Source organism: Bacillus sp. GW821-FHT11D08, assembly GCF_058808515.1.
This window is the reverse complement of the sequence record NZ_JBXARS010000007.1, coordinates 203,371-222,826: the sequence shown is the minus strand read 5'-3', so window position 1 is coordinate 222,826 and position 19,456 is coordinate 203,371. Positions and strand designations below refer to the sequence as shown.

At 43.8% G+C, this 19,456-nt stretch carries 18 protein-coding genes, 1 pseudogene and 2 riboswitches; of the genes and pseudogenes, 9 read left to right on the top strand and 10 right to left on the bottom strand.

Annotated elements, in window-relative coordinates; all coding sequences use genetic code 11:
• Positions 1-98: 98 nt before the first annotated feature.
• The 3 genes from AC1RRX_RS15300 to AC1RRX_RS15290 all read left to right on the top strand — a co-directional run bounded on the left by AC1RRX_RS15300 (position 99) and on the right by AC1RRX_RS15290 (position 2,231).
• Positions 99-266, top strand: coding sequence for a hypothetical protein (locus AC1RRX_RS15300; RefSeq protein WP_003150808.1), 168 nt, complete (start codon positions 99-101; stop codon positions 264-266).
• A gap of 102 nt (positions 267-368) precedes the next feature.
• Positions 369-845: an LURP-one-related/scramblase family protein gene (locus tag AC1RRX_RS15295; RefSeq protein ID WP_042635611.1), complete on the top strand. Its 477-nt coding sequence runs from the start codon at positions 369-371 to the stop codon at positions 843-845.
• An 84-nt stretch (positions 846-929) separates the two neighbouring features.
• Positions 930-1,016: riboswitch (SAM riboswitch) on the top strand.
• Between the two features lie 78 nt (positions 1,017-1,094).
• Positions 1,095-2,231 (top strand): 5-methyltetrahydropteroyltriglutamate--homocysteine S-methyltransferase, encoded by a 1,137-nt coding sequence (locus AC1RRX_RS15290; RefSeq protein WP_095352530.1) that lies wholly within the window; start codon positions 1,095-1,097, stop codon positions 2,229-2,231.
• A gap of 33 nt (positions 2,232-2,264) precedes the next feature.
• Here the strand turns inward: AC1RRX_RS15290 and AC1RRX_RS15285 are convergent, their stop codons facing one another.
• On the bottom strand, positions 2,265-3,146 hold the full coding sequence (locus AC1RRX_RS15285) for a methyltransferase domain-containing protein (RefSeq protein WP_144464768.1): 882 nt from the start codon (positions 3,144-3,146) through the stop codon (positions 2,265-2,267).
• A gap of 362 nt (positions 3,147-3,508) precedes the next feature.
• Positions 3,509-3,609: riboswitch (purine riboswitch) on the top strand.
• A gap of 135 nt (positions 3,610-3,744) precedes the next feature.
• Between AC1RRX_RS15285 and AC1RRX_RS15280 the strand changes: the two genes are divergently transcribed.
• Positions 3,745-4,938, top strand: a complete 1,194-nt coding sequence (locus AC1RRX_RS15280) for a NupC/NupG family nucleoside CNT transporter (RefSeq protein WP_007407776.1) — start codon at positions 3,745-3,747, stop codon at positions 4,936-4,938.
• 45 nt (positions 4,939-4,983) lie between these two features.
• On the opposite strand, the gene AC1RRX_RS15275 is transcribed toward AC1RRX_RS15280, so the two are convergent.
• The 3 genes from AC1RRX_RS15275 to AC1RRX_RS15265 all read right to left on the bottom strand — a co-directional run bounded on the left by AC1RRX_RS15275 (position 4,984) and on the right by AC1RRX_RS15265 (position 8,419).
• Positions 4,984-5,658, bottom strand: a complete 675-nt coding sequence (locus AC1RRX_RS15275) for a DUF3298 and DUF4163 domain-containing protein (RefSeq protein ID WP_007407777.1) — start codon at positions 5,656-5,658, stop codon at positions 4,984-4,986.
• Between the two features lie 140 nt (positions 5,659-5,798).
• Positions 5,799-6,107 (bottom strand): protein YxiS, encoded by a 309-nt coding sequence (gene yxiS / locus AC1RRX_RS15270; RefSeq protein ID WP_015418528.1) that lies wholly within the window; start codon positions 6,105-6,107, stop codon positions 5,799-5,801.
• A gap of 260 nt (positions 6,108-6,367) precedes the next feature.
• A complete protein-coding gene (locus AC1RRX_RS15265; protein ID WP_053104109.1) occupies positions 6,368-8,419 on the bottom strand; it encodes a catalase in 2,052 nt (683 codons plus the stop codon).
• Positions 8,420-8,619: 200 nt separating this feature from the next.
• Between AC1RRX_RS15265 and citH the strand changes: the two genes are divergently transcribed.
• Complete coding sequence (gene citH / locus AC1RRX_RS15260) at positions 8,620-9,900, top strand: citrate transporter CitH (protein ID WP_144464766.1); 1,281 nt, start codon at positions 8,620-8,622, stop codon at positions 9,898-9,900.
• A gap of 41 nt (positions 9,901-9,941) precedes the next feature.
• Here citH and bglS read toward each other — a convergent pair whose 3' ends face one another.
• Positions 9,942-10,673, bottom strand: coding sequence for a beta-glucanase (gene bglS, locus AC1RRX_RS15255; RefSeq protein ID WP_007407782.1), 732 nt, complete (start codon positions 10,671-10,673; stop codon positions 9,942-9,944).
• Positions 10,674-10,908: 235 nt separating this feature from the next.
• Positions 10,909-11,736 carry a BglG family transcription antiterminator LicT gene (licT, locus tag AC1RRX_RS15250; protein ID WP_144464764.1) on the bottom strand — a complete coding sequence of 276 codons (828 nt, stop codon included), beginning with the start codon at positions 11,734-11,736 and terminating at the stop codon, positions 10,909-10,911.
• Between the two features lie 155 nt (positions 11,737-11,891).
• Here licT and AC1RRX_RS15245 point away from each other — a divergent pair, with 155 nt between their 5' ends.
• Positions 11,892-13,142, top strand: coding sequence for an MFS transporter (locus AC1RRX_RS15245; RefSeq protein ID WP_109680561.1), 1,251 nt, complete (start codon positions 11,892-11,894; stop codon positions 13,140-13,142).
• A gap of 31 nt (positions 13,143-13,173) precedes the next feature.
• On the opposite strand, the gene AC1RRX_RS15240 is transcribed toward AC1RRX_RS15245, so the two are convergent.
• On the bottom strand, positions 13,174-14,613 hold the full coding sequence (locus AC1RRX_RS15240) for a DEAD/DEAH box helicase (RefSeq protein WP_136803213.1): 1,440 nt from the start codon (positions 14,611-14,613) through the stop codon (positions 13,174-13,176).
• A gap of 223 nt (positions 14,614-14,836) precedes the next feature.
• On the opposite strand from AC1RRX_RS15240, the gene AC1RRX_RS15235 reads away from it, so the two are divergent.
• Genes AC1RRX_RS15235 through AC1RRX_RS15225 form a run of 3 tightly spaced genes read left to right on the top strand, consistent with a single transcriptional unit; the run spans position 14,837 to position 17,413 of the window.
• Positions 14,837-15,595 (top strand): ABC-three component system protein, encoded by a 759-nt coding sequence (locus tag AC1RRX_RS15235; protein ID WP_136803212.1) that lies wholly within the window; start codon positions 14,837-14,839, stop codon positions 15,593-15,595.
• Entirely contained in the window at positions 15,592-15,825 is a 234-nt protein-coding gene (locus AC1RRX_RS15230) for an ABC-three component system middle component 7 (RefSeq protein ID WP_136803211.1), read from the top strand. Before AC1RRX_RS15235 ends, AC1RRX_RS15230 begins: the two co-directional genes overlap by 4 nt.
• Positions 15,809-17,413 (top strand): DUF2326 domain-containing protein, encoded by a 1,605-nt coding sequence (locus AC1RRX_RS15225; protein WP_136803210.1) that lies wholly within the window; start codon positions 15,809-15,811, stop codon positions 17,411-17,413. Before AC1RRX_RS15230 ends, AC1RRX_RS15225 begins: the two co-directional genes overlap by 17 nt.
• Positions 17,414-17,964: 551 nt before the next feature.
• On the opposite strand, the gene AC1RRX_RS15220 is transcribed toward AC1RRX_RS15225, so the two are convergent.
• The 3 genes and pseudogenes from AC1RRX_RS15220 to AC1RRX_RS15210 all read right to left on the bottom strand — a co-directional run.
• A complete protein-coding gene (locus AC1RRX_RS15220; RefSeq protein WP_065982695.1) occupies positions 17,965-18,519 on the bottom strand; it encodes a DUF4240 domain-containing protein in 555 nt (184 codons plus the stop codon).
• Complete coding sequence (locus tag AC1RRX_RS15215) at positions 18,516-18,959, bottom strand: YxiH-YxzG fusion protein (protein WP_488592135.1); 444 nt, start codon at positions 18,957-18,959, stop codon at positions 18,516-18,518. The genes AC1RRX_RS15220 and AC1RRX_RS15215 overlap by 4 nt, the downstream gene beginning before the upstream one ends.
• Positions 18,960-19,031: 72 nt before the next feature.
• Positions 19,032-19,359: pseudogene (locus tag AC1RRX_RS15210) on the bottom strand (DNA-binding protein); the annotation flags it as partial.
• Positions 19,360-19,456: the final 97 nt, after the last annotated feature.

Genomic DNA, 19,456 nt, shown 5'->3' with positions numbered 1-19,456 from the left:
TGACGTTATTTTTTAAAAAAGTGACAATTGTTTGAATACTTTTCGTTTGTTTTTTCGTACAATAATAATACCAAAACTTTTTTTGGGAGGTATGTAAAATGATGCTACTTATTTTTGCTGCTTTGACAGGGTATCTTGTTTTCTCTTTCAGTAAGGACAACCGCCGGAAAACGCCAAAGACAAGCCCGCTGGTGACAGCTGCCGACACGAATAACATCATTGATTTAAATGCGATCCGTCAAAAACGCCGGATGCCGCTATCATAAAAACGACAGCTGCCGCAAAATCGGCAGCCTTTTTTTATGCACCCGGCCGATATGAAACCAACCGCCTCCTTTTTTCGTACAACATAAAAAAGGAGTTTTTTTATGTACCATTTTTACATCAAAGAGCGAATGTTGACGTTTAAGAATCGTTTTCAAGTGTTTCTTGAAAGCGGAAAAGAAGTCTACAATGTTGAAGGAAAGCTGTTTTCATTCGGTGATGAACTGAAGCTGACTGATTTGGACGGCCGCACGCTCGCCAGCGTCAATCAGAAACTGATGTCGTTCGTTCCCCGTTACGAGATTTCCGTCAGCGGCAAACCCGTCTGCCAAGTCATCAAGAAAGTCACGCTTTTCAAACCGAAATTTGAAATTTCCGGACTCGGCTGGGATCTTACCGGCGATGTGTGGGGCCGGAATTTTCAAGTGACAGACGGAAAATCAAACCGGATGACTGTCACCAAATCATGGATGAGCTGGGGCGATTCCTATCATTTGCAGATTGAAAAGGAAGAGGATATCGTTCTTTGTCTCGCGATCGCCATTGTGATAGATATGATTCTATTTGAGGGTGACAAATAAAAATATTTATCGAAATATATTGACAATATGAGAAAACATACTAAGATTAATAGTATTACAGTTTATTCTGAAAAATAGCATATTTCCTTATCAAGAGAGGTGGAGGGACTGGCCCTATGATACCCGGCAACCGCTGTTCAGCAGAATGGTGCTAAATCCTGAAGATAAGGTTGAGATTTGCGGACGCAAGCTCTTCCCTATCCGAGGGAAGAGTTTTTTTATATTTCATCAGGAAAGAAGGAATCGTTCATGTCACAGCAAAACACAGAACAACCATTGCATACGCTTCTAAGAAAAAACCCGCCGTTTCGCGCGGATCAAGTCGGAAGCCTGCTGCGGCCGGCGGCTGTGAAGCAAGCCCGCCTGCAAAGAGCGGCGGGTGAGATTTCGGCAGAACAGCTGCGCGAAATCGAAAACAAAGAAATCATCCGCAGTGTGAAAAAGCAGAAAGAAACCGGCCTCAATGTCGTGACTGACGGCGAATTCCGCCGTGCCTGGTGGCATTTTGATTTTCTCGAAAATTTAGACGGCGTCGAAGCGTTTACGCCTGAAAGCGGCATTCAGTTTCACAACGTACAGACGAAAGCGCGCGGCATTAAAGTAACGGGAGACATTGATTTTTCTCAGCATCCGATGCTCGAAGATTATAAATTCCTGCACAGCATTGCCGGCGATGCTGTTCCGAAAATGACCATCCCAAGTCCGAATATGCTGTTTTTCCGCGGAAAATTGGAAAAAGCGTCCTACCAGAATGATTACAAACAATTTCAGCACGATGTGTCAAAAGCGTATAAAAAAGCGATTCAAGCTTTCTATGACGCCGGGTGCCGCTACCTTCAGCTCGATGACACCGCATGGGCCGTTTTCTTATCAGAAGCGGGGCTTCGTCAGATTGAAGCTTTCGGCACGACGCCGGATGAGCTGCGCAAGCTGTTTGCCGCTTCCATTAATGACGCCATCAAGGACCGCCCTGACGATCTGAAGGTTACGATGCATATCTGCCGCGGCAACTTCCAATCCACATGGACGGCTGAAGGCGGCTATGATGCAGCGGCTGAAACGATTTTTGACGGGCTTGACCTTGACGGATTGTTCCTGGAATATGATGATTCCCGCTCCGGCGGCTTCAAACCGCTCCGTTATGTCAAACGCTCTGATCTTCAGCTTGTGCTTGGATTGATTACGTCGAAACATGGCGAACTTGAAGACAAGGACGCGATTAAACGCCGGATTGAAGAAGCTTCACAATATGTCAGCCTGGATCAGCTTTGCCTCAGCCCGCAATGCGGATTCGCCTCCACTGAGGAAGGAAACCTGATCACAGAAGAACAGCAATGGGCAAAACTGCGCCATGTCGTCAACATTGCCGGTGAAGTCTGGAAATAAAAAAAGACACGCGATCAGCGTGTCTTTTCCGTTTTACAGCGGATCGGTTCCGATTAAAATATCGATATCTATCGTGACAGCAGCCTCTTTCCGGCTGATAAACCGCCGGATGCTGTCATCAGTACATTTCCATGTTAAGGGCGTCATTTTCACAAGCCGCTCGAGGTCAGGCTGCGCTAAAGTCTTTGTGTAACACAGCCGTTTGCGCTCAAAGGTTTGAAAGCCCGCTTGGAATCGTCCGGCCGCAGAATCGGCGGTGTCATTCAGCCGAGGACTGTCTCCGAAGAAGAATTCCCTTACTTCCTTCAAATAATCACGCCGCGGCACCGCTTTAATGACTGTGCCGCCCTTTCGTAAAAGCCTGCTGCATTCCTTGTAATTCCAAGGTGATAAAACAGACATCACGACATCAAAACAGCTGTCGGCAAACGGCGCATCCGCCACATCAGCGACGGCAAAAACCATATGATTCCCGAAGGCCTTTGCGGCATGCATCACACCTTCTTTCGAGAGATCAATGCCGATTCCCGTCACGGAAAAAGCAGGCTGAAGCCATTTGCATACGGCGGCTAAATGAGACCCTTCTCCGCACCCCGCATCCAATATCGCCGCTGATGTTTGCGGAGATTGAATATGGGTGATGATGGCGGCAATCTCCTTTTGAACCGGCGCAAAAAATTCCCGGCTGTCAAAAAGCTCGCGTCTCGCTTCGAACAGCTGCCTGTCATAGCGGGTTTTGACCGATTTATTGAGGAAATTCACATATCCTTGTTTTGATATATCAAATGTATGCCCCTGTCCGCAAATCAAGCTTCGGTATTGTGAGACCGCCATGGCCGACCGGCATAGCGGACACCTGAACACGGACTGGCATGATTGCAGTAATTCCGCGCGTTTTCTTTTTATAGACGTCAAAAAAACACCTCATTCATTCGTTATTCCGATGAAATGAAAAAGGCATAGACAAATAAACCTCGCCAAATTGGAAGGTTTAACCTATTCATCTATACCTCTCATTATCTGTAACGAATGAACTGGATGATCACGAAAATGACCCCTTTTCTGCCGTCTTTTGAAGGCTGTGCCCTCAGATCCATTTTATCAGCTGCATCCCGTCTTTACAATGAATCGGAACGGTTTTCAGGGGTTTTTTATACCTTTATTATCCAATTACTTATGCACATCCTTTATTTTCTTTATTTATAATATAAATTTATTATTTTGAAAATATCTAAAAAGGTTGATTTTCAAAAATTGAAACGATAAAATACTGCTATCTCATGTAATATCGTTATTCTTGTATATGATCAGTAATATGGTCTGATTGTTTCTACCTAGTGCCGTAAAAGACTAGACTACAAGAAAGTTTGCATAAATTTGAACGAGTGAAAAGCATATGACGCTGTCTATTCTTTTCTTTTGGCTCTTATTTATCACACTTTCTGGCTTTCAGGAATTTGTGACGAATAAGAGCTTTTTTTATTTCCATAATACCCTTATAGGAGTTGCTCACATGTACTTTTTATTGAACATTGTCGGTCTCATTGTTGTCATGGCTGTTGTTTTCTTATGCTCTCCCAACAAGAAGAAGATTAAATGGCGTCCGATTGTCATGCTCCTCGTCTTTGAGTTTCTGATTACTTGGTTTATGTTAGGGACAAAAGTCGGCGGCTTTGTCATCGGGAAGATCGGCGCGTTCTTTACATGGCTGATTTCCTGCGCCAGTCAAGGGATTGCGTTCGCTTTTCCGTCTGTCATGGCGAACCCGACGGTTGATTTTTTCTTCAGCGCATTGCTGCCGATTATCTTCGTCGTGACCTTCTTTGATATGCTGTCGTATTTCGGTATTCTGCCGTGGCTCATTGATAAAATCGGCTGGCTGATTTCCAAAATATCCCGTCTGCCGAAGCTGGAGAGCTTTTTCTCCATCCAGATGATGTTTTTAGGAAATACGGAAGCTTTAGCCGTCATCCGCCAGCAGCTTGCCGCCGTCAGCAACAATCGGCTTTTGACATTCGGGCTGATGAGCATGAGCAGCATCAGCGGCTCGATCATCGGATCATACTTGACGATGGTTCCGTCCACTTATGTGTTTACAGCCATCCCGCTGAATTGCTTAAACGCGCTTTTAATCGCCAATATGCTGAATCCCGTGGACGTTTCTAAAGAGGATGATATTATTTACGTTCCTTCAAAAGCGGAGAAAAAAGACTTCTTCTCCACGATTTCTAACAGTATGCTTGTCGGCATGAACATGGTCATTGTCATTTTAGCGATGGTAATCGGCTATGTGGCGTTAACGGCCGCGTTAAACGGCGTACTCGGGCTGTTCATGCACGGGTTGACCATTCAAAAGATTTTCTCATACATCTTCAGTCCGTTTGCCTTCCTTCTCGGATTAGGCGTACATGACGCGATGTATGTCGCACAGCTGATGGGCATCAAGCTCGCGACGAATGAATTTGTGGCAATGGCCGATCTGAAAGGGCAGCTGAATTCACTTCCGCCGCACACGATTGCCGTGGCTACGACATTCCTGACATCATTCGCAAACTTCAGCACCATCGGTATGATCTACGGATCTTATCAATCTCTGCTTGATGGTGAAAAATCAGCCATCATCGGAAAAAACGTCTGGAAGCTGCTTGTCAGCGGAATTGCCGTTTCCTTATTGAGCGCGGCGATTGTCGGATTGTTTGTCTGGTAATAGAAAAAGCGATACCGCTCCGTTTTGGAGTGATATCGCTTTTTTTTATTGATAGACGGATGCAGGTACGAAAACGTCCCGGATTCCTGCCGCGTACGGCCCGAGATCATATTGTCCGAACACAACGGCAATGCCGTTTTTCGTAAAGAAAAAAGGTCTTTCATTATTCAGGATGATCTCTTGTTTTTTGACGTCCTGATCGAACAGATCGTCATGTTTCTTGATGTAGCCGTAAAGATAGTCTCTCGTTTTGTTAGCTTTCGTTTTTGTATTCAGCACATTATCGAGTGTGACCCGTTTTTTCGCGGCCAGGTCGTAATTAAAGGTCTGAACGGATGTCAGCCCGTGTGCGCCGCCTGTGTAACTGTAGTCTTCCGTCTGAATGCTGAGCTTGCCGTCTTGATTATACTTCACCTTAAAATCTGTTTGGTATTCCGCTTTGTAGCCTTGTTTTTCACCGTCTTTTTTGTTTTTCACATATTCTTTGTACGATTGTTCAATATAGCGCTTGAAGTCCTGATTGACTTTCTTTTCAAAAGATGCGTTTCCCGTATTTGTGACCTCGGGGTATGTCAGCTGTTTTACATGCTTATACGTATGGCTTTTGACAACGGGCTTTGCAGTTTGCGCGGCCTCGGCTGAAGGCGCGAAACCTCCGAACGGCGCGGCTGTCAGCACGGTTAAGAGCACAGCCGCCATCATTTTGAATGCCTTTTTCATCACAACTCCTCCTTTTCATTACCGTTCCCTTTTTGAAAACGGGTTACACTCTATAGACAGCGCGGATCAGCAAATTGTTTCTGGGCCTTCTTTCACATTTTCTCCATGAAAAAAAGAGACATGGAAAATCCACGCCTCTTTTACCGTGAAGGTCTTTGCGCAATGGCTTCATAAACGGCTTCCGCCAAATCGGAGTTGCCGAACATCTCCAAAACGCCGATAACGGTTTGATCAGGAATCGGTTCTGATTCCTCCTTCGGCACGACAAGCTCTTCAGCCGTTTTTCGCAGCTCTTCGTTTAAAGGCTGTCCGGGATAAGCCTTGCTGTAAATGGCCATCGGATCAAGGTCATGATTGACGCACCACTGGGCAAACACCAAAATCATCATGTTTTCGTCACGCCGGTAATATTCTTCAAGTTGTTTTTCGGTAAACGGCTTCACTATCATTCGCTCCTCCAGAAAATCTACCCCTAAGATACACAAACACAGAGCGGAAGTAAACCAAAGATCATTTCACCATCAGTCAGAACCCTTTAAATAATGCAATGCCCTGACTCTCTAAAACTGTTGTCTGAATGTCCCGGACAGCGGAAGATACGGATTTGCACGGAAGCCATTTTCGTTTTCTCCCAATATTAATGCTTCGTTCAGATATTTCACTTTCACAAGGAAAAAGCGCCCCTCTCATAAAAGGCGCTTTTTCATTCTTATATGTTTCTGTCCCAATGCCGATGCTCAGCCACGGCGTTCAGAAATTGTTCATGGTTTCCGTCCGGAACAAGGCCGGGGCCGCTTTCGGTTCCGGCGGCGAGGGCGAGAAGTTCTTTTCCTTCACCGGAGGCGCCGATCGCTTTGTAATGGCTGAAAGCTTCGCTGACGAAGTCTCTGGCCGATTTTTGGGCTTTGAGGCTGTCTGTGCTTTGTTTTCCGCCCGGAATGAAAACAGCGTCGTACAGGACGGAATCCGCTGTCAGGAAAGTGGCTGACGCTTCGAGCTCCGTGCCGTTTTCCCCCTTGACGGTTCCCAGCGCGGGGCTGATGATATCGGCTCTGACTCCCGCCTGTTTGCATGCGTCAAGCACTTGTTTGACTTTCTCATCAGAAAACCCGTGGTCGGTTAAAACCGCGACCTGCCTTGTCGCTGCCGTCTTCACCGTGTTTTCCTGGCTTAAGGCCGGGGAAGTGAACGTTTCATCAGATTCACGGTCCTTCGGCGGCGGGTTCACGCCGATTCCTTTCGCAACACGCTCGGCAAGCCCGGCGTCGACGTGACTGAAGACATCAACCACCTGCTGCTGCACGTCCTTGCTGTTCACTTTTCCGACTTCAAAACAGAAAGCGGAGATGATATGTTCTTTCTCGGCGGGAGACATGCTGTTCCAGAACATCTTGGCCTGAGAAAAATAGTCATTGAAGCTCTCGCTGCGCTGGCGGATTTTTCTGCCTTCTACTTTTTCCTGGTAATGAACGTATCCGCCTTCTTCTTCTGAAGCCGGCGACGGATCATTGTTCTGCAGGGAATTTTTATGATAGGCGACGGGACCCTTATTAATCGTCATCCGGTGGTAGCCGTCGTATTGGTTGTTATGGAACGGGCAGACCGGCCGGTTGATCGGAATCTCGTGAAAATTCGGCCCGCCAAGACGGATGAGCTGTGTATCCGTATAAGAGAAAAGCCGGCCCTGCAGAAGCGGATCATTGGTGAAATCAATGCCCGGCACGACATTTCCCGGGTGAAAGGCGACCTGTTCCGTTTCCGCAAAGACATTGTCCTGATTGCGGTCAAGGGTCATTTTTCCGATCAGCTTGACGGGAACCAACTCCTCCGGCCACAGCTTCGTCGGATCAAGGATATCGAAATCAAACTTAAATTCATCTTCTTCGTCAATCATCTGAACACCGAGCTCATACTCGACTTTGCCGCCGTTTTCAATCGTTTCCCACAGGTCGCGGCGGTTGAAATCGGCATCTTTCCCGGCAATTTTCTGCGCTTCATCCCATACGAGGGAATGAACGCCGAGCACGGGTTTCCAGTGGAATTTTACAAAGCGCGCTTTTCCTTTCTCGTTGATGAAACGGAACGTATGCACGCCGAAGCCCTCCATCATCCGATAGCTTCGCGGGATGCCGCGGTCAGACATCGTCCACATGACCATGTGAGCCGACTCAGGGTTATTAGCGACAAAATCCCAGAACGTATCATGAGCCGTCGCAGCCTGCGGCATTTCATTGTGCGGTTCCGGTTTTATGGCGTGAACGAGATCCGGGAATTTGATCGCGTCCTGAATGAAGAACACCGGAATATTGTTTCCGACGAGGTCATAGTTCCCTTCTTCAGTATAAAACTTCGTCGCAAATCCCCTGGCGTCACGGACGGTGTCGGCTGACCCCTTGGAACCCGCCACTGTTGAGAAACGGACGAAAACAGGCGTTTTGACGGACGGGTCTTGCAAAAATTTCGCCCGTGTATATTCCGTCATCGGTTCGTACACCTGAAAATGCCCATGAACGCCGTACCCGCGCGCATGAACGACCCGTTCCGGAATCCGCTCGTGGTCAAAGTGCGTCATTTTTTCACGAAAATGAAAATCCTCCATCAGCGTGGGGCCGCGGACGCCCGCTTTTAAAGAATGTTCATCCTCAGACACGCGAAGCCCCTGATTGGTCGTCATTTTTTTGCCGCTGTTATCAGACCGGTACTGCTCCAGCTGTTCGTCCTTTGAGTGTTCATTTACTCGTTTGTTTTGATCATCACTCATGTCAGTTCCCCCTTTTAAAACGAAACATTCTACAGCACATTTACCCGCGGCGTTCTTCATATAAACTGCTGATCCGCTCATTAGGATTTTAGGTCTGTATTTACATATGCGGTCATACACATTTTGAAATAAGCCATTTTCACAGAAATAAATTGTGAAAGCGCTTACCAATACAGCTGTTGAACAGGGGAGGTCATATCGTGCTTGCCATACTCGGTTTTGTGATGATGATTGTCTTTATGTACCTTATTATGTCTAATCGGCTTTCCGCTCTTATTGCTTTGATTGTCGTTCCTGTTGTGTTTGCCCTGATCAGCGGATTTGGCAAAGATCTCGGCGAGATGATGATTCAAGGCGTTACAGACCTCGCTCCTACCGGGATTATGCTGTTATTCGCCATCCTGTATTTCGGCATTATGATTGACTCAGGTCTGTTTGATCCCCTCATTGCCAAAATTCTATCGCTTGTCAAAGGGGATCCGTTAAAAATCGCCATCGGCACAGCGGTTCTGACGATGACCATTTCGCTGGACGGAGATGGGACAACAACGTATATGATTACGATTGCGGCAATGCTGCCCCTTTACAAACGGCTCGGCATGAACCGTTTGGTGCTGGCGGGAATTGCGATGCTCGGCTCAGGGGTCATGAATATTATTCCGTGGGGCGGGCCGACGGCGAGGGTTTTAGCTTCCTTGAAATTGGACACGCCGGAAGTCTTTACGCCGCTGATTCCCGCTATGATTGCCGGCGTTCTCTGGGTGATCGCCGTTGCTTATCTCCTCGGAAAAAAAGAACGGAAGCGGCTCGGTGTCATTTCAATTGAACACGCGCCGTCTTCTGATCCGGAGGCGGCGCCGCTGAAGCGTCCCGCTCTCCAATGGTTCAACCTGATGCTCACTGTCGCCCTGATGGCCGCGCTGATCACCAGCCTGCTTCCCATCCCTGTTCTTTTTATGATCGCGTTCGCCATCGCCTTGATGATCAACTATCCAAATGTCAAAGAGCAGCAGAAACGGATTTCAGCGCATGCGGGTAATGCGTTAAACGTTGTCTCAATGGTGTTTGCGGCAGGCATATTCACAGGCATTCTCTCCGGCACAAAAATGGTGGATGCGATGGCGCATTCTCTCGTTTCCCTCATCCCTGATGCCATGGGCCCGCATCTGCCGTTGATCACTGCGATTGCCAGCATGCCTTTCACTTTTTTCATGTCAAATGACGCCTTTTACTTCGGTGTGCTTCCCATCATCGCCGAAGCCGCTTCCGCTTACGGAATAGACGCCGCTGAAATCGGAAGAGCCTCCTTGCTGGGCCAGCCGGTGCATCTGCTCAGCCCGCTTGTGCCATCCACCTATCTATTGGTCGGAATGGCGGGCGTCAGCTTTGGCGATCATCAAAAATTCACCATCAAATGGGCCGTGGGAACAACGATTGTGATGACGATTGCGGCGCTTTTGATTGGGATTATTTCGTTTTAATTAAAAAAGGATTTCCGCCAGCGGAAATCCTTTTCTGTACATTATTTTTTTGTATAGCGCACCCAGTCATAATGAGCGTATAGCGGATTTACACCATTGTAGGAACCGAGCCAGTCATCGACACCTATCCCATTCCACAAGTTCATCATGATCTTTCCCGGGTTTGTCGGGATTTGGCTTGTCGCAGTATGTTTTAATTGCCCATCGACATACCATTTAATAGAGTTTGGCTGCCAATCGAACGCATACGTATGATAGGCATTGGCCGCGTCAAATCCGAGATCCGCAACCTTCTCATGGTTTCCCGCGCCATTTGTATAATAGTTAAATTGAACCTTTGTCGTGTCTTTTCCTAAAAATTCGATATCAATCTCATCCCAAGGAGTGCCATCCGTTGGACCTGTATAAGTGAAGAACGATGAAACGATCCCTGTGTTTTTAGCCGGTTTCATTCTGACTTCATAAAGTCCATAGCCATAGGTTTGAACGGAGCGGTTCTCCCCGCAGTCAAACTTGTTATAAGACGGGCTTGTCAGCGCCAAACGCATTTCACCTGATGACGTCATTGATACATTATTTGCACGCCACGTGCAGTTGAACATATCTCCATTGGAATAACCATTTGCTTTTTGCCATAATCCGGAGTTATAGCTGTTAAAAGGTTCAAAAAACGATCCGCCTGTTTGAGCTGATGCAGTAGAAGTGATCGCACACAAACTCAAAAACAATCCAGTGACAAGAAGCAGCAGCACTCGTTTCATACGATAAAACATGTCGGCATTCCCCTTTCTTTGAAAACGATTTCTTTATCGATCATACATGATTCTGTTAAAAGGGGACATCGGTCAGAATAATGATAATAATGAATCTTAAAAAAACCTAAATTACCATCAGCACAAACAGAAATGATCAGCGCTCATTGTAATTTAGGTTTTGCCTGCTTATCAGTAACAATCCTAACAAGATCATATGTGAATGAAGAAAAAAATGCCAACGCTTTCATTATGCTTATTTGACTACCCTTTCTATGTGAATCGTTAAATACAGCAGCTCGTCACTGGTGAGCTTGTGCTTATACGCCCTCTCAATGCATGTTTGGATTTTCTTCGTGCATTCATACGCCCGATGGTACTTTTCTTTCACAGTCTCCAGCAAAAAATCGTCCTGGCTTTCCATATGTGTGCCGTTAAAAAGACGCTGTGCGAAAAACTTTAAGTGGGTGACAAACCGATAATAGTGAAGTGATTCCTCGTTGAAGTCAATCTTAAAATGGTATTTTACGATACTCAAAATCTCTTGCATGACTTTTGTAATGTTGATGATATTGGGCATCTCTTCATTCAGCTCGGCATTGACAATATGCAGCGCAATAAAGCCTGCTTCATCCTCCGGCAGAGACACGCCAGTCTTGTTTTTTACCATGGCCAACGCTTGTTTGCCGATTGCAAATTCGTCTTTGTACAGCCGTTTCGTTTCCCACAGTAAGGCGTTTTTGATATCCAGCCCTTTCTTATTGCGCTGGATCGCAAAGTTAATATGGTCGGTCAGCGACACATAGATGCTGTCATTGAGCTTTTTGCCGAGCTGTAATTTCGCATAGCTGATAATCTCTTCGGATACTTCCATACATTCGATCGGGATATCATACAAAAGGGTTTTGAACTTTTCGGATACATCTTTGTTATCGAGCGTGAACACTTTCTCAATGCGGGCTTCATCTACCGGGTCTCCCGTTTTCTTTTGAAAAGCAATGCCCTGGCCCATGATGACCAATTCCTGATTGCCTTCTTTGAGCACACTGACGACATTATTATTAATGACTTTCGCAATCTTCAATTCTGTCTCCCTCCCGCCTGACCATTTACCTGCTACACCTTTGAACTAGTTCAATATCTCCAGGTCAATCAGAAAACGCCGTTCAGAAATCTTTGTCCAACGATGCGGATGAGGCGCATATAATGCAGAGAACCGGTTTTTGGGAAGGAGCGTGTGTGATGAAACGGTTTTCGAAAGAAGAAAGCAGCTGGATGCTGTATGATTGGGCCAATTCAGCTTATTCGGTCATTATTATGACGGCTGTTTTCCCCTTGTTTTTTAAAGCCGCGGCGGCGGAAAACGGTGTCAGCGCGGCTGATTCTACCGCTTATTTGGGCTATACGATTGCCGCCGCGACTTTTATTTTGGCGATCCTCGGCCCCGTCTTAGGAACGATTGCCGACTACAAAGGATGCAAGAAACGGTTTTTTGCCTTCTTTTTTCTGATCGGTGTGGCGGGCACCGCCGCGCTGGCTTTGATTCCCGGCGAATCTTGGATGCTGTTATTAATTTGTTATACGATTTCCACGATCGGCTTTGCCGGGTCTAATGTGTTTTATGATGCGTTTCTCGTTGATGTGGCCGCAAAGGAGCGGATGAATATGGTGTCCGCCAGAGGGTTTGGGCTGGGCTATATCGGCAGTACGATCCCTTTTCTCCTCAGCATTGCCGTGATTCTTTCAGCACAAGCGGAGGTGATTCCGCTGTCCGCCCAGGCTGCCGGCCGCATTGCCTTTTTGATTACGGCGGCATGGTGGGGGCTGTTTTCGATCCCGCTCCTTCTCCGCGTCCGCCAGCGCTATTATATCGAGAGGGAGCCGCGGCTTGTACTCAGCAGTTTTAAACGGCTGGCCGGCACGCTGAAGCAGATCAGGAAGCACCGGGCGCTGTTTTTTTTTCTGCTCGCCTATTTCTTCTATATCGACGGGGTCGGCACCATCATTACAATGTCCACGTCATACGGGGCTGACCTCGGCATCAGCGCGGCAAATCTGCTGATTGTTTTATTTGTCACTCAGGTCGTCGCCGCGCCTTTTTCGATTTTGTACGGACGGCTGGCCGAACGGTTTAAGGGAAAAACGATGCTTTATGCCGGAATCGGCGTGTATATGATTGTCTGCACGTATGCTTATTTTATGGATTCCGCTTTTGACTTCTGGATTTTGGCTATGCTTGTCGCCACTTCCCAAGGAGGTATTCAGGCGCTGAGCCGCTCTTACTTTGCAAAGCTTGTCCCCAAACAGAACGCCAATGAGTTTTTCGGCTTTTATAATATCTTCGGCAAGTTCGCTTCGATTATCGGCCCGCTTTTGATTGCCGTGACCGCCCAGCTGACCGGAAATTCGTCAGCCGCCGTGTTCAGCCTGATCATTTTGTTTGTAATCGGGATTGGCATTCTTGCGTTCGTCCCCGAGGAGACGGCGTAACAAAAGCCTGCGCGCGGCAGGCTTTCTTTTTTTATTTCTTGGCTTTATGGACTTTCAGTTTTTTGCCTTTGACCGTTGTATTTTTCATGATGTCAAGAACGTGCGGGCCTTTGCCGTTCAGAATCTCGACGTACGATGCGTTGTCCAAAATCGTGATAATCCCGATATCATCGGCTGAAACGCCGTCGATTTTCGCAATCGTTCCGACAAAATCGACCGCTCTGAGTTTTTTCTTTTTCCCGCCGTTAAAGTATAGCTTCATGATGTCTTTGTTTAACTGTTCGCTTTTGTCTGTTTTGACATCGGGGCGGGCGTTCAATTTTTCCGCAAAAGCCGCTTTCCGTTCCGCTGTTTCTTTCTCAGACGGCGCCTCCCGCTTCTGGATGCGGAAACCGATATATGTCTCAATGTCATTCAGAAACCGCGATTCAGACGGCGTCACAAACGTAACGGCCCGTCCGCGGTGTCCGGCGCGGCCCGTTCTGCCGGTGCGGTGCACATAGCTTTCTTTTTCAAGCGGAATATCATAATTGATGACGAGGCTGATGTTTTCAATATCAATTCCTCTGGCGGCAACATCGGTCGCAATGAGATAGCGGAACTCGCCGCGCTTGAATTCATTCATGACGTCAAAGCGGTCTTCCTGCACCATGCCGCCGTGAATTTTATCGCAAGGGTAGCCCAGCCTGTCCAGCTCATCGGTTAACTGGATGACTCTTTCTTTTGTCCGGCAGAATATGATGCAGCTGTCCGGGTTTTCGGTGATCAGGACATCACGCAGCAAAGATGTTTTGTCCTCTTCTTCTGTTCTGGTGACAAAATGCTCAATGTCTTTTGTCGTCAGGCCTTCCGCTTTTACTTCAATCAATTCAGGGTCTTTCATATATGTGCGGCTCAGCTTCTCGACGTCATCCGGCAGCGTCGCTGAAAACAGCATGGTGACTCTGTTTTTCGGCAGATGCTGAATGATGGCTTCCACCTGTTCAATAAATCCCATATTCAGCATTTCATCCGCTTCGTCAATCACTACATACGCCAGCCGTTCAAGCGGCAGCGTCCCTTTCTCTATATGATCAAGCACACGCCCCGGCGTTCCGGCAACGACGTGGCTTTTTTGCTTCAGTTCGGTTTTCTGTTTATCAAAAGAAGCTTTTCCGAAAACCGCCGTGGCTTTTATCCGTTTGAAACGGCCGATATTCGTGATATCTTCTTTAATCTGCGCCGCAAGCTCGCGGGTCGGCGTTAAAATCAGCGCCTGCGGTTTGTTTTCCTCCCATTCCGCAAGCTCGCAGATCGGAATGCCGAAAGCCGCGGTTTTGCCGCTGCCCGTCTGTGATTTGACGACGAGGTCTTTTCGTTCAAGGGCAGAGGGGATTACGCTCTGCTGCACCTCGGTCGGTTCTGTATATCCCAGTCCTTCCAGTGCTCGTAAAATGTCATGACTGATTTGATAGTTTTTAAAATGACTCATGTATAAACTCCTGTCTCTTGCAAGTATTCTCATTATACTCTAATTGGTGAAGGCATATGTGTTTTGTCGAAAAATGACGTAGTAAGATCTCTCTCGACCAACTAGCCGCGCCAGTGCGCCGATACCCTTAGGTTTTTTTTATCTTGTAGAAAAAAGGAGGGATTTATCTTTATTTGTAGAATAGTAAGTAAGTTGTACTGTAGATATAAAGGTGGTGTAACAAATGCCTGATAGAAAAAAGCTTACTCCTAATGAGAATGCAATACTACTTGCGGAAGTTGAAAATATGTGTCCATTATGCACAAAGCCTCTAATGTATGAAAAAGGCGGAAAAAAACATAAATTGTTTGAAGGTGCACATATTTATCCACTCAATCCCTCAAAAGCAGAAATAGAGTTATTGAAAAATGAGGAAAAAATACATGAAGATGTAAACAACCTAGCAAATTACATTGCACTATGTACTGATTGCCATACAAAATTTGATAATCCTAGAACTGTTATGGAGTATAGATTGTTATTAAGCATCAAGAAAAACATATTGTCTAAGAGTGAGACAAGAGCAAAATATATTGATTATCAGATTGAATCAGAAATAAAAGAAGTAATTTCTATGCTAGTAGAAGAATTTAATGAGGCTGAGCTTAAACCTTTAGAAATGAATGCTTTAAAGTTGGATGAAAAAGCAAATGAGACATTGGCAAGAATAACAAAAATGAGGATAAGAAATGAAATAACTGAATACTATTATTATATTAAAGATCAATTTGCTCAACTAGATAGCCAATACCCTAGGTCATTTAATGCAATTGCCTCACAAGTAAGTGCATTTTATAACAGTCTAAGCAGAATTGAGCCATCTCAAGAAGTAATATATGGGCAACTTACTGAGTGGCTCTCAAAAAAGACTGGGACTAGCAATTTAGGTGCTTGTGCTATTATTGTTTCTTTTTTTGTTCAGAATTGCGAGGTGTTCTCATGATAGTGCCTAACAAAGTAATTAGGTTTAGTGACTCAGTAATTGGTAAAATGCCAATTATCCTTGAAAAAATATCTGAAAAAGAAATGACAATAAAAGAATTATTCTTTACTACACAAAATCACTTTAATGAAATTGATGAGTTTGTATATTCACTTGATGTTTTATACATACTTGATGCAATTAAAGTAGATTTTGATAAAGGAGTAGTTACATATGTTAGTAAGGATTAAAAGTGCAATTTTTAATGAAGAGTGTATTTATTTCCATGAGGGCTTAAATGTTATATTAGGTGATAATAAAGGTTCTAATTCTATTGGTAAATCAACTTTACTTATGATTTTGGATTTTATTTTTGGTGGTAATACATATATTTCTCACAATAGTGATATGATAGCAAACTTAGGACATCATGATTTTGGATACACCTTTATATTTAATAAAAGTGAATACCATTTTGTTAGAGGTACTGAAAATCCAAAAATAGTATATGAAAGTAATGAAAAATATGAAAAGCTACACAGCATAGATGTGAATGATTATACAGAGAATTTAAAGAGATTATATGAATTAAATGCAGATAAATTATCCTTTAGAAGTATTGTTAGTAACTACTCAAGGGTATGGGGTAAAGAAAATAATGATGTTAAGAAACCTTTACACAGCTACCATAAACAAACTTTTAGTCAAGCAATAACAATCTTAATTAAATTGTTTAACAAGTATAATGCTATTGAATTACAGGATAAAGAGCTAAAAGAAAAAGAAGATAAAAAACAAGTATTAAATAAAGCTGGCAGATACAAATTAATTCCAAAGATAAACAAAAAAGATTTTGAGAAAAATATAAAAGAGATACAATCACTTGATAAAGAAATTAAGAGGTTAGGTAAAAATGCATACACTCCATCAGGAGATATTCAAGAACTAATATCTGATGAAATGATTGAACTAAGGGAAAGAAAAAAACAACTCATAGAGGAAAGAGAATATTATGTTTCTAGGCTAAATAGGACAACTAGAACTATAAAAAAATCAGCAGATGCAGCATTTGAAAATCTTTTAGATTTCTTTCCAAATGTCAATCTTGAAAAATTGCAAAATATAGAAACTTTCCATAAAGGTATCAGCTCCATATTAAGTGATGAGTTAAAAACTGCACAACAAGAATTATCATTGAGAATAGATGAATTAGAGAAAGAGATTAATGTTGTAACTAAAAAGCAAGACCACTTATTAAGCCCGGATGAAGAGTATACTGTATTTATTGATACACTAATTGAATATTCATCTAAGATAAAAAACCTCAAACTAGAGAATGAGTATTATAAAAAGCTTTTAATTGCAAGGGAAGAAGCTAAATCAAAGCAAAAAGAACTTGATGAAGTAAAGGAAATAATTGTTAAAGAGCTTAACAATTCTTTGAATGCAAAACTCAAAGAAATAAATGACTTTATACATGAAGATAAAAGGACAGCCCCTGAAATATCTTTAACTTATAGTAAGTATGATTACAAAGTTTTTGATAATACTGGGACAGGGAAAGCATACACTAACCTGATAATCTTCGACCTTGCTATCTTATCACTAACAGAAATCCCTTTTATTATGCATGACTCTTTCCTATTCAAAAATATTGAAAAGGAGGCAGTTGAGCAGCTTATAGAACATTACAATTCAATGTCTAAACAAATATTTATTGCTATTGATATGATTGATATGTTTAACCAAGAAACTCAGGATATCTTACAGGATAAAAAAGTTATTCAGTTGACTGCAGATAAGCTGTTGACTAAAAAAGACTGGAGAGGTAGAAAGTAGTGTAATATTTCAAGAAAGGGGGCTGTATTCTAGCTCCCTTATTGCTAGATGAAAAATAATAGGCTGAAAAAGAGGGTGACTAAAGTAGGTATTGGTAAATATTGACACCTTTGCTAAATGGTTAGAAACTCATGCTAATTTAAAATCATCTCCATTGGAAGATACTCTAAAGCACTTGATACTATTCTAAAATAATCATGAGTTCCAAAGACGAATAACAAAGAAAAAAGGGATATATAGCCCAGCCTTAAAACATTTTAAAAGCTACATAGAGTTTTAATTTAAAGAAGAACTATTTAAAGATGAATCGGAATATGAAAACAGCATTATTAAGAATAACTAATAAGAATACAAAGCTGATATTGTAGATAAAATACAGGTTAAACCTAATTAATCTTTTTTGCACAGACCGACCGCATTCCCTCCGCCGGCATTTTTTTAAGTTCTTTTAAATTGATTAACCATTCTCTTGTTTTTTTGTCATTTATCATTCAGATTTGTTCTAAAAAAAGCTTGTATCGCTTATTGATACAAGCTTCATATTCTACTATTTAAAAATCACCCAGCGGATTATCCCCGAAACGCTCCCACAGTTTTGGAAACCTTTCAGGCAAATCTTCTTCTTCCCAATCCAATTCAATACCGTCCGTTTCGGCAAGTCCCTTTTGTTCAAGCGCATCTAAAAGCTCGTCGTGTACTTTATCATCCCATTCATCGTCACCAGTCTTCATATATGTCAACGCCTCGATTGACACTGACAGCAAGTCTTCATTTTGCGGATAGCCTTCCTCGTCAAGCGTTTCCTCCGTGATGTACGCTGCCAAATACTCGTGATCATCCAGCACTTTTTCGAATGTCTCTTTGCCCTGGGCAATCAGCCATCCGCGGAAATAATCAAATGTATCGTCCGAGCAGCCGTCCATTAGGATGTATGCTGCGGCCCATAGCGAGGAAAGATAGCTTTTTTGCATGAATGTCTGAAGCATAAATTCAAAATCAACGATCTCATTGATTTCTTCTTTCAATAATGCATCACGCAGCCACTCATTAGGTTCTTCATGACTGCCAGCTTGGTCAATAAGCTGCCAAAAAGATGTTTCATTCATTTGGTTTTTCCCCCTCTGATATCCCTCTTATAGATCCCCGAGTCTGATAGTGCATAAATAGCATTACTTGTTAGTTTCAGCTGTTGTATCGAAAGCTCACGGCCATCCGGATCACAGCACGTTACCTCTTGCACCGGCAGACTGACATCAGCCGGAATGAGGGACAGTGAATGATCATCTTTGCATATCCAAAACCCGTCATCTGAAATCGCAAGCTGGTCATATATCCCTGAACATGCTTGATCAGAAATAATCCACACTCGTTTCACGTCGGTTTCATCAAACGCAGCAATGACTTTATATGAGTAATACAGCATGTAGATCAGTCCGTTTTTTTCTGCAAGCGCATAGCAGTCATCTACAACGGGCGCATATATTTCTGAAAGCTGTTGATCAATATGCGTTTCCTTTAATTGCCCGTCTAAAGTGAAGCACAGCACACTTTGACCATTTGAGTTTTCATCATCATAAATGCCTTCATCACTTAAACCGATCCATAGGTTTTGTTTCTCATCCAGAAGACTGCATGAAGTCCCTGAAGGCAAGTGAAAAGCACTTTCCACACTTCCCTCTTCTGAAAAAACCTTTACCTTCGGCTCATACGATTCGTAATAAACGAAGACATAGCCATCTGCACATTGTTGAAAGAGCAGAATATCGCTGCATGAAATCTGCTCTTTCACTTTAAAATTCAAAACATCATCGGAAGGATCATAGATTGAAACAGTGATATCACCTTTCTCACTCTTTTCCAATGTAGGCACATCCCTGTGGATCAGCATGAAAAAAACAATCTTGGGTGTCCATGTTTATGATTTTATTCATTTTTATTTTTTTCATTGGTTATGCTCCCAAGGGTTAGAGATTCTCTTACTCGTTAACCTTATACACATAAAATTGTTTTGAATCAAAAGAAACAGTCTCAGCCTCTACAGCT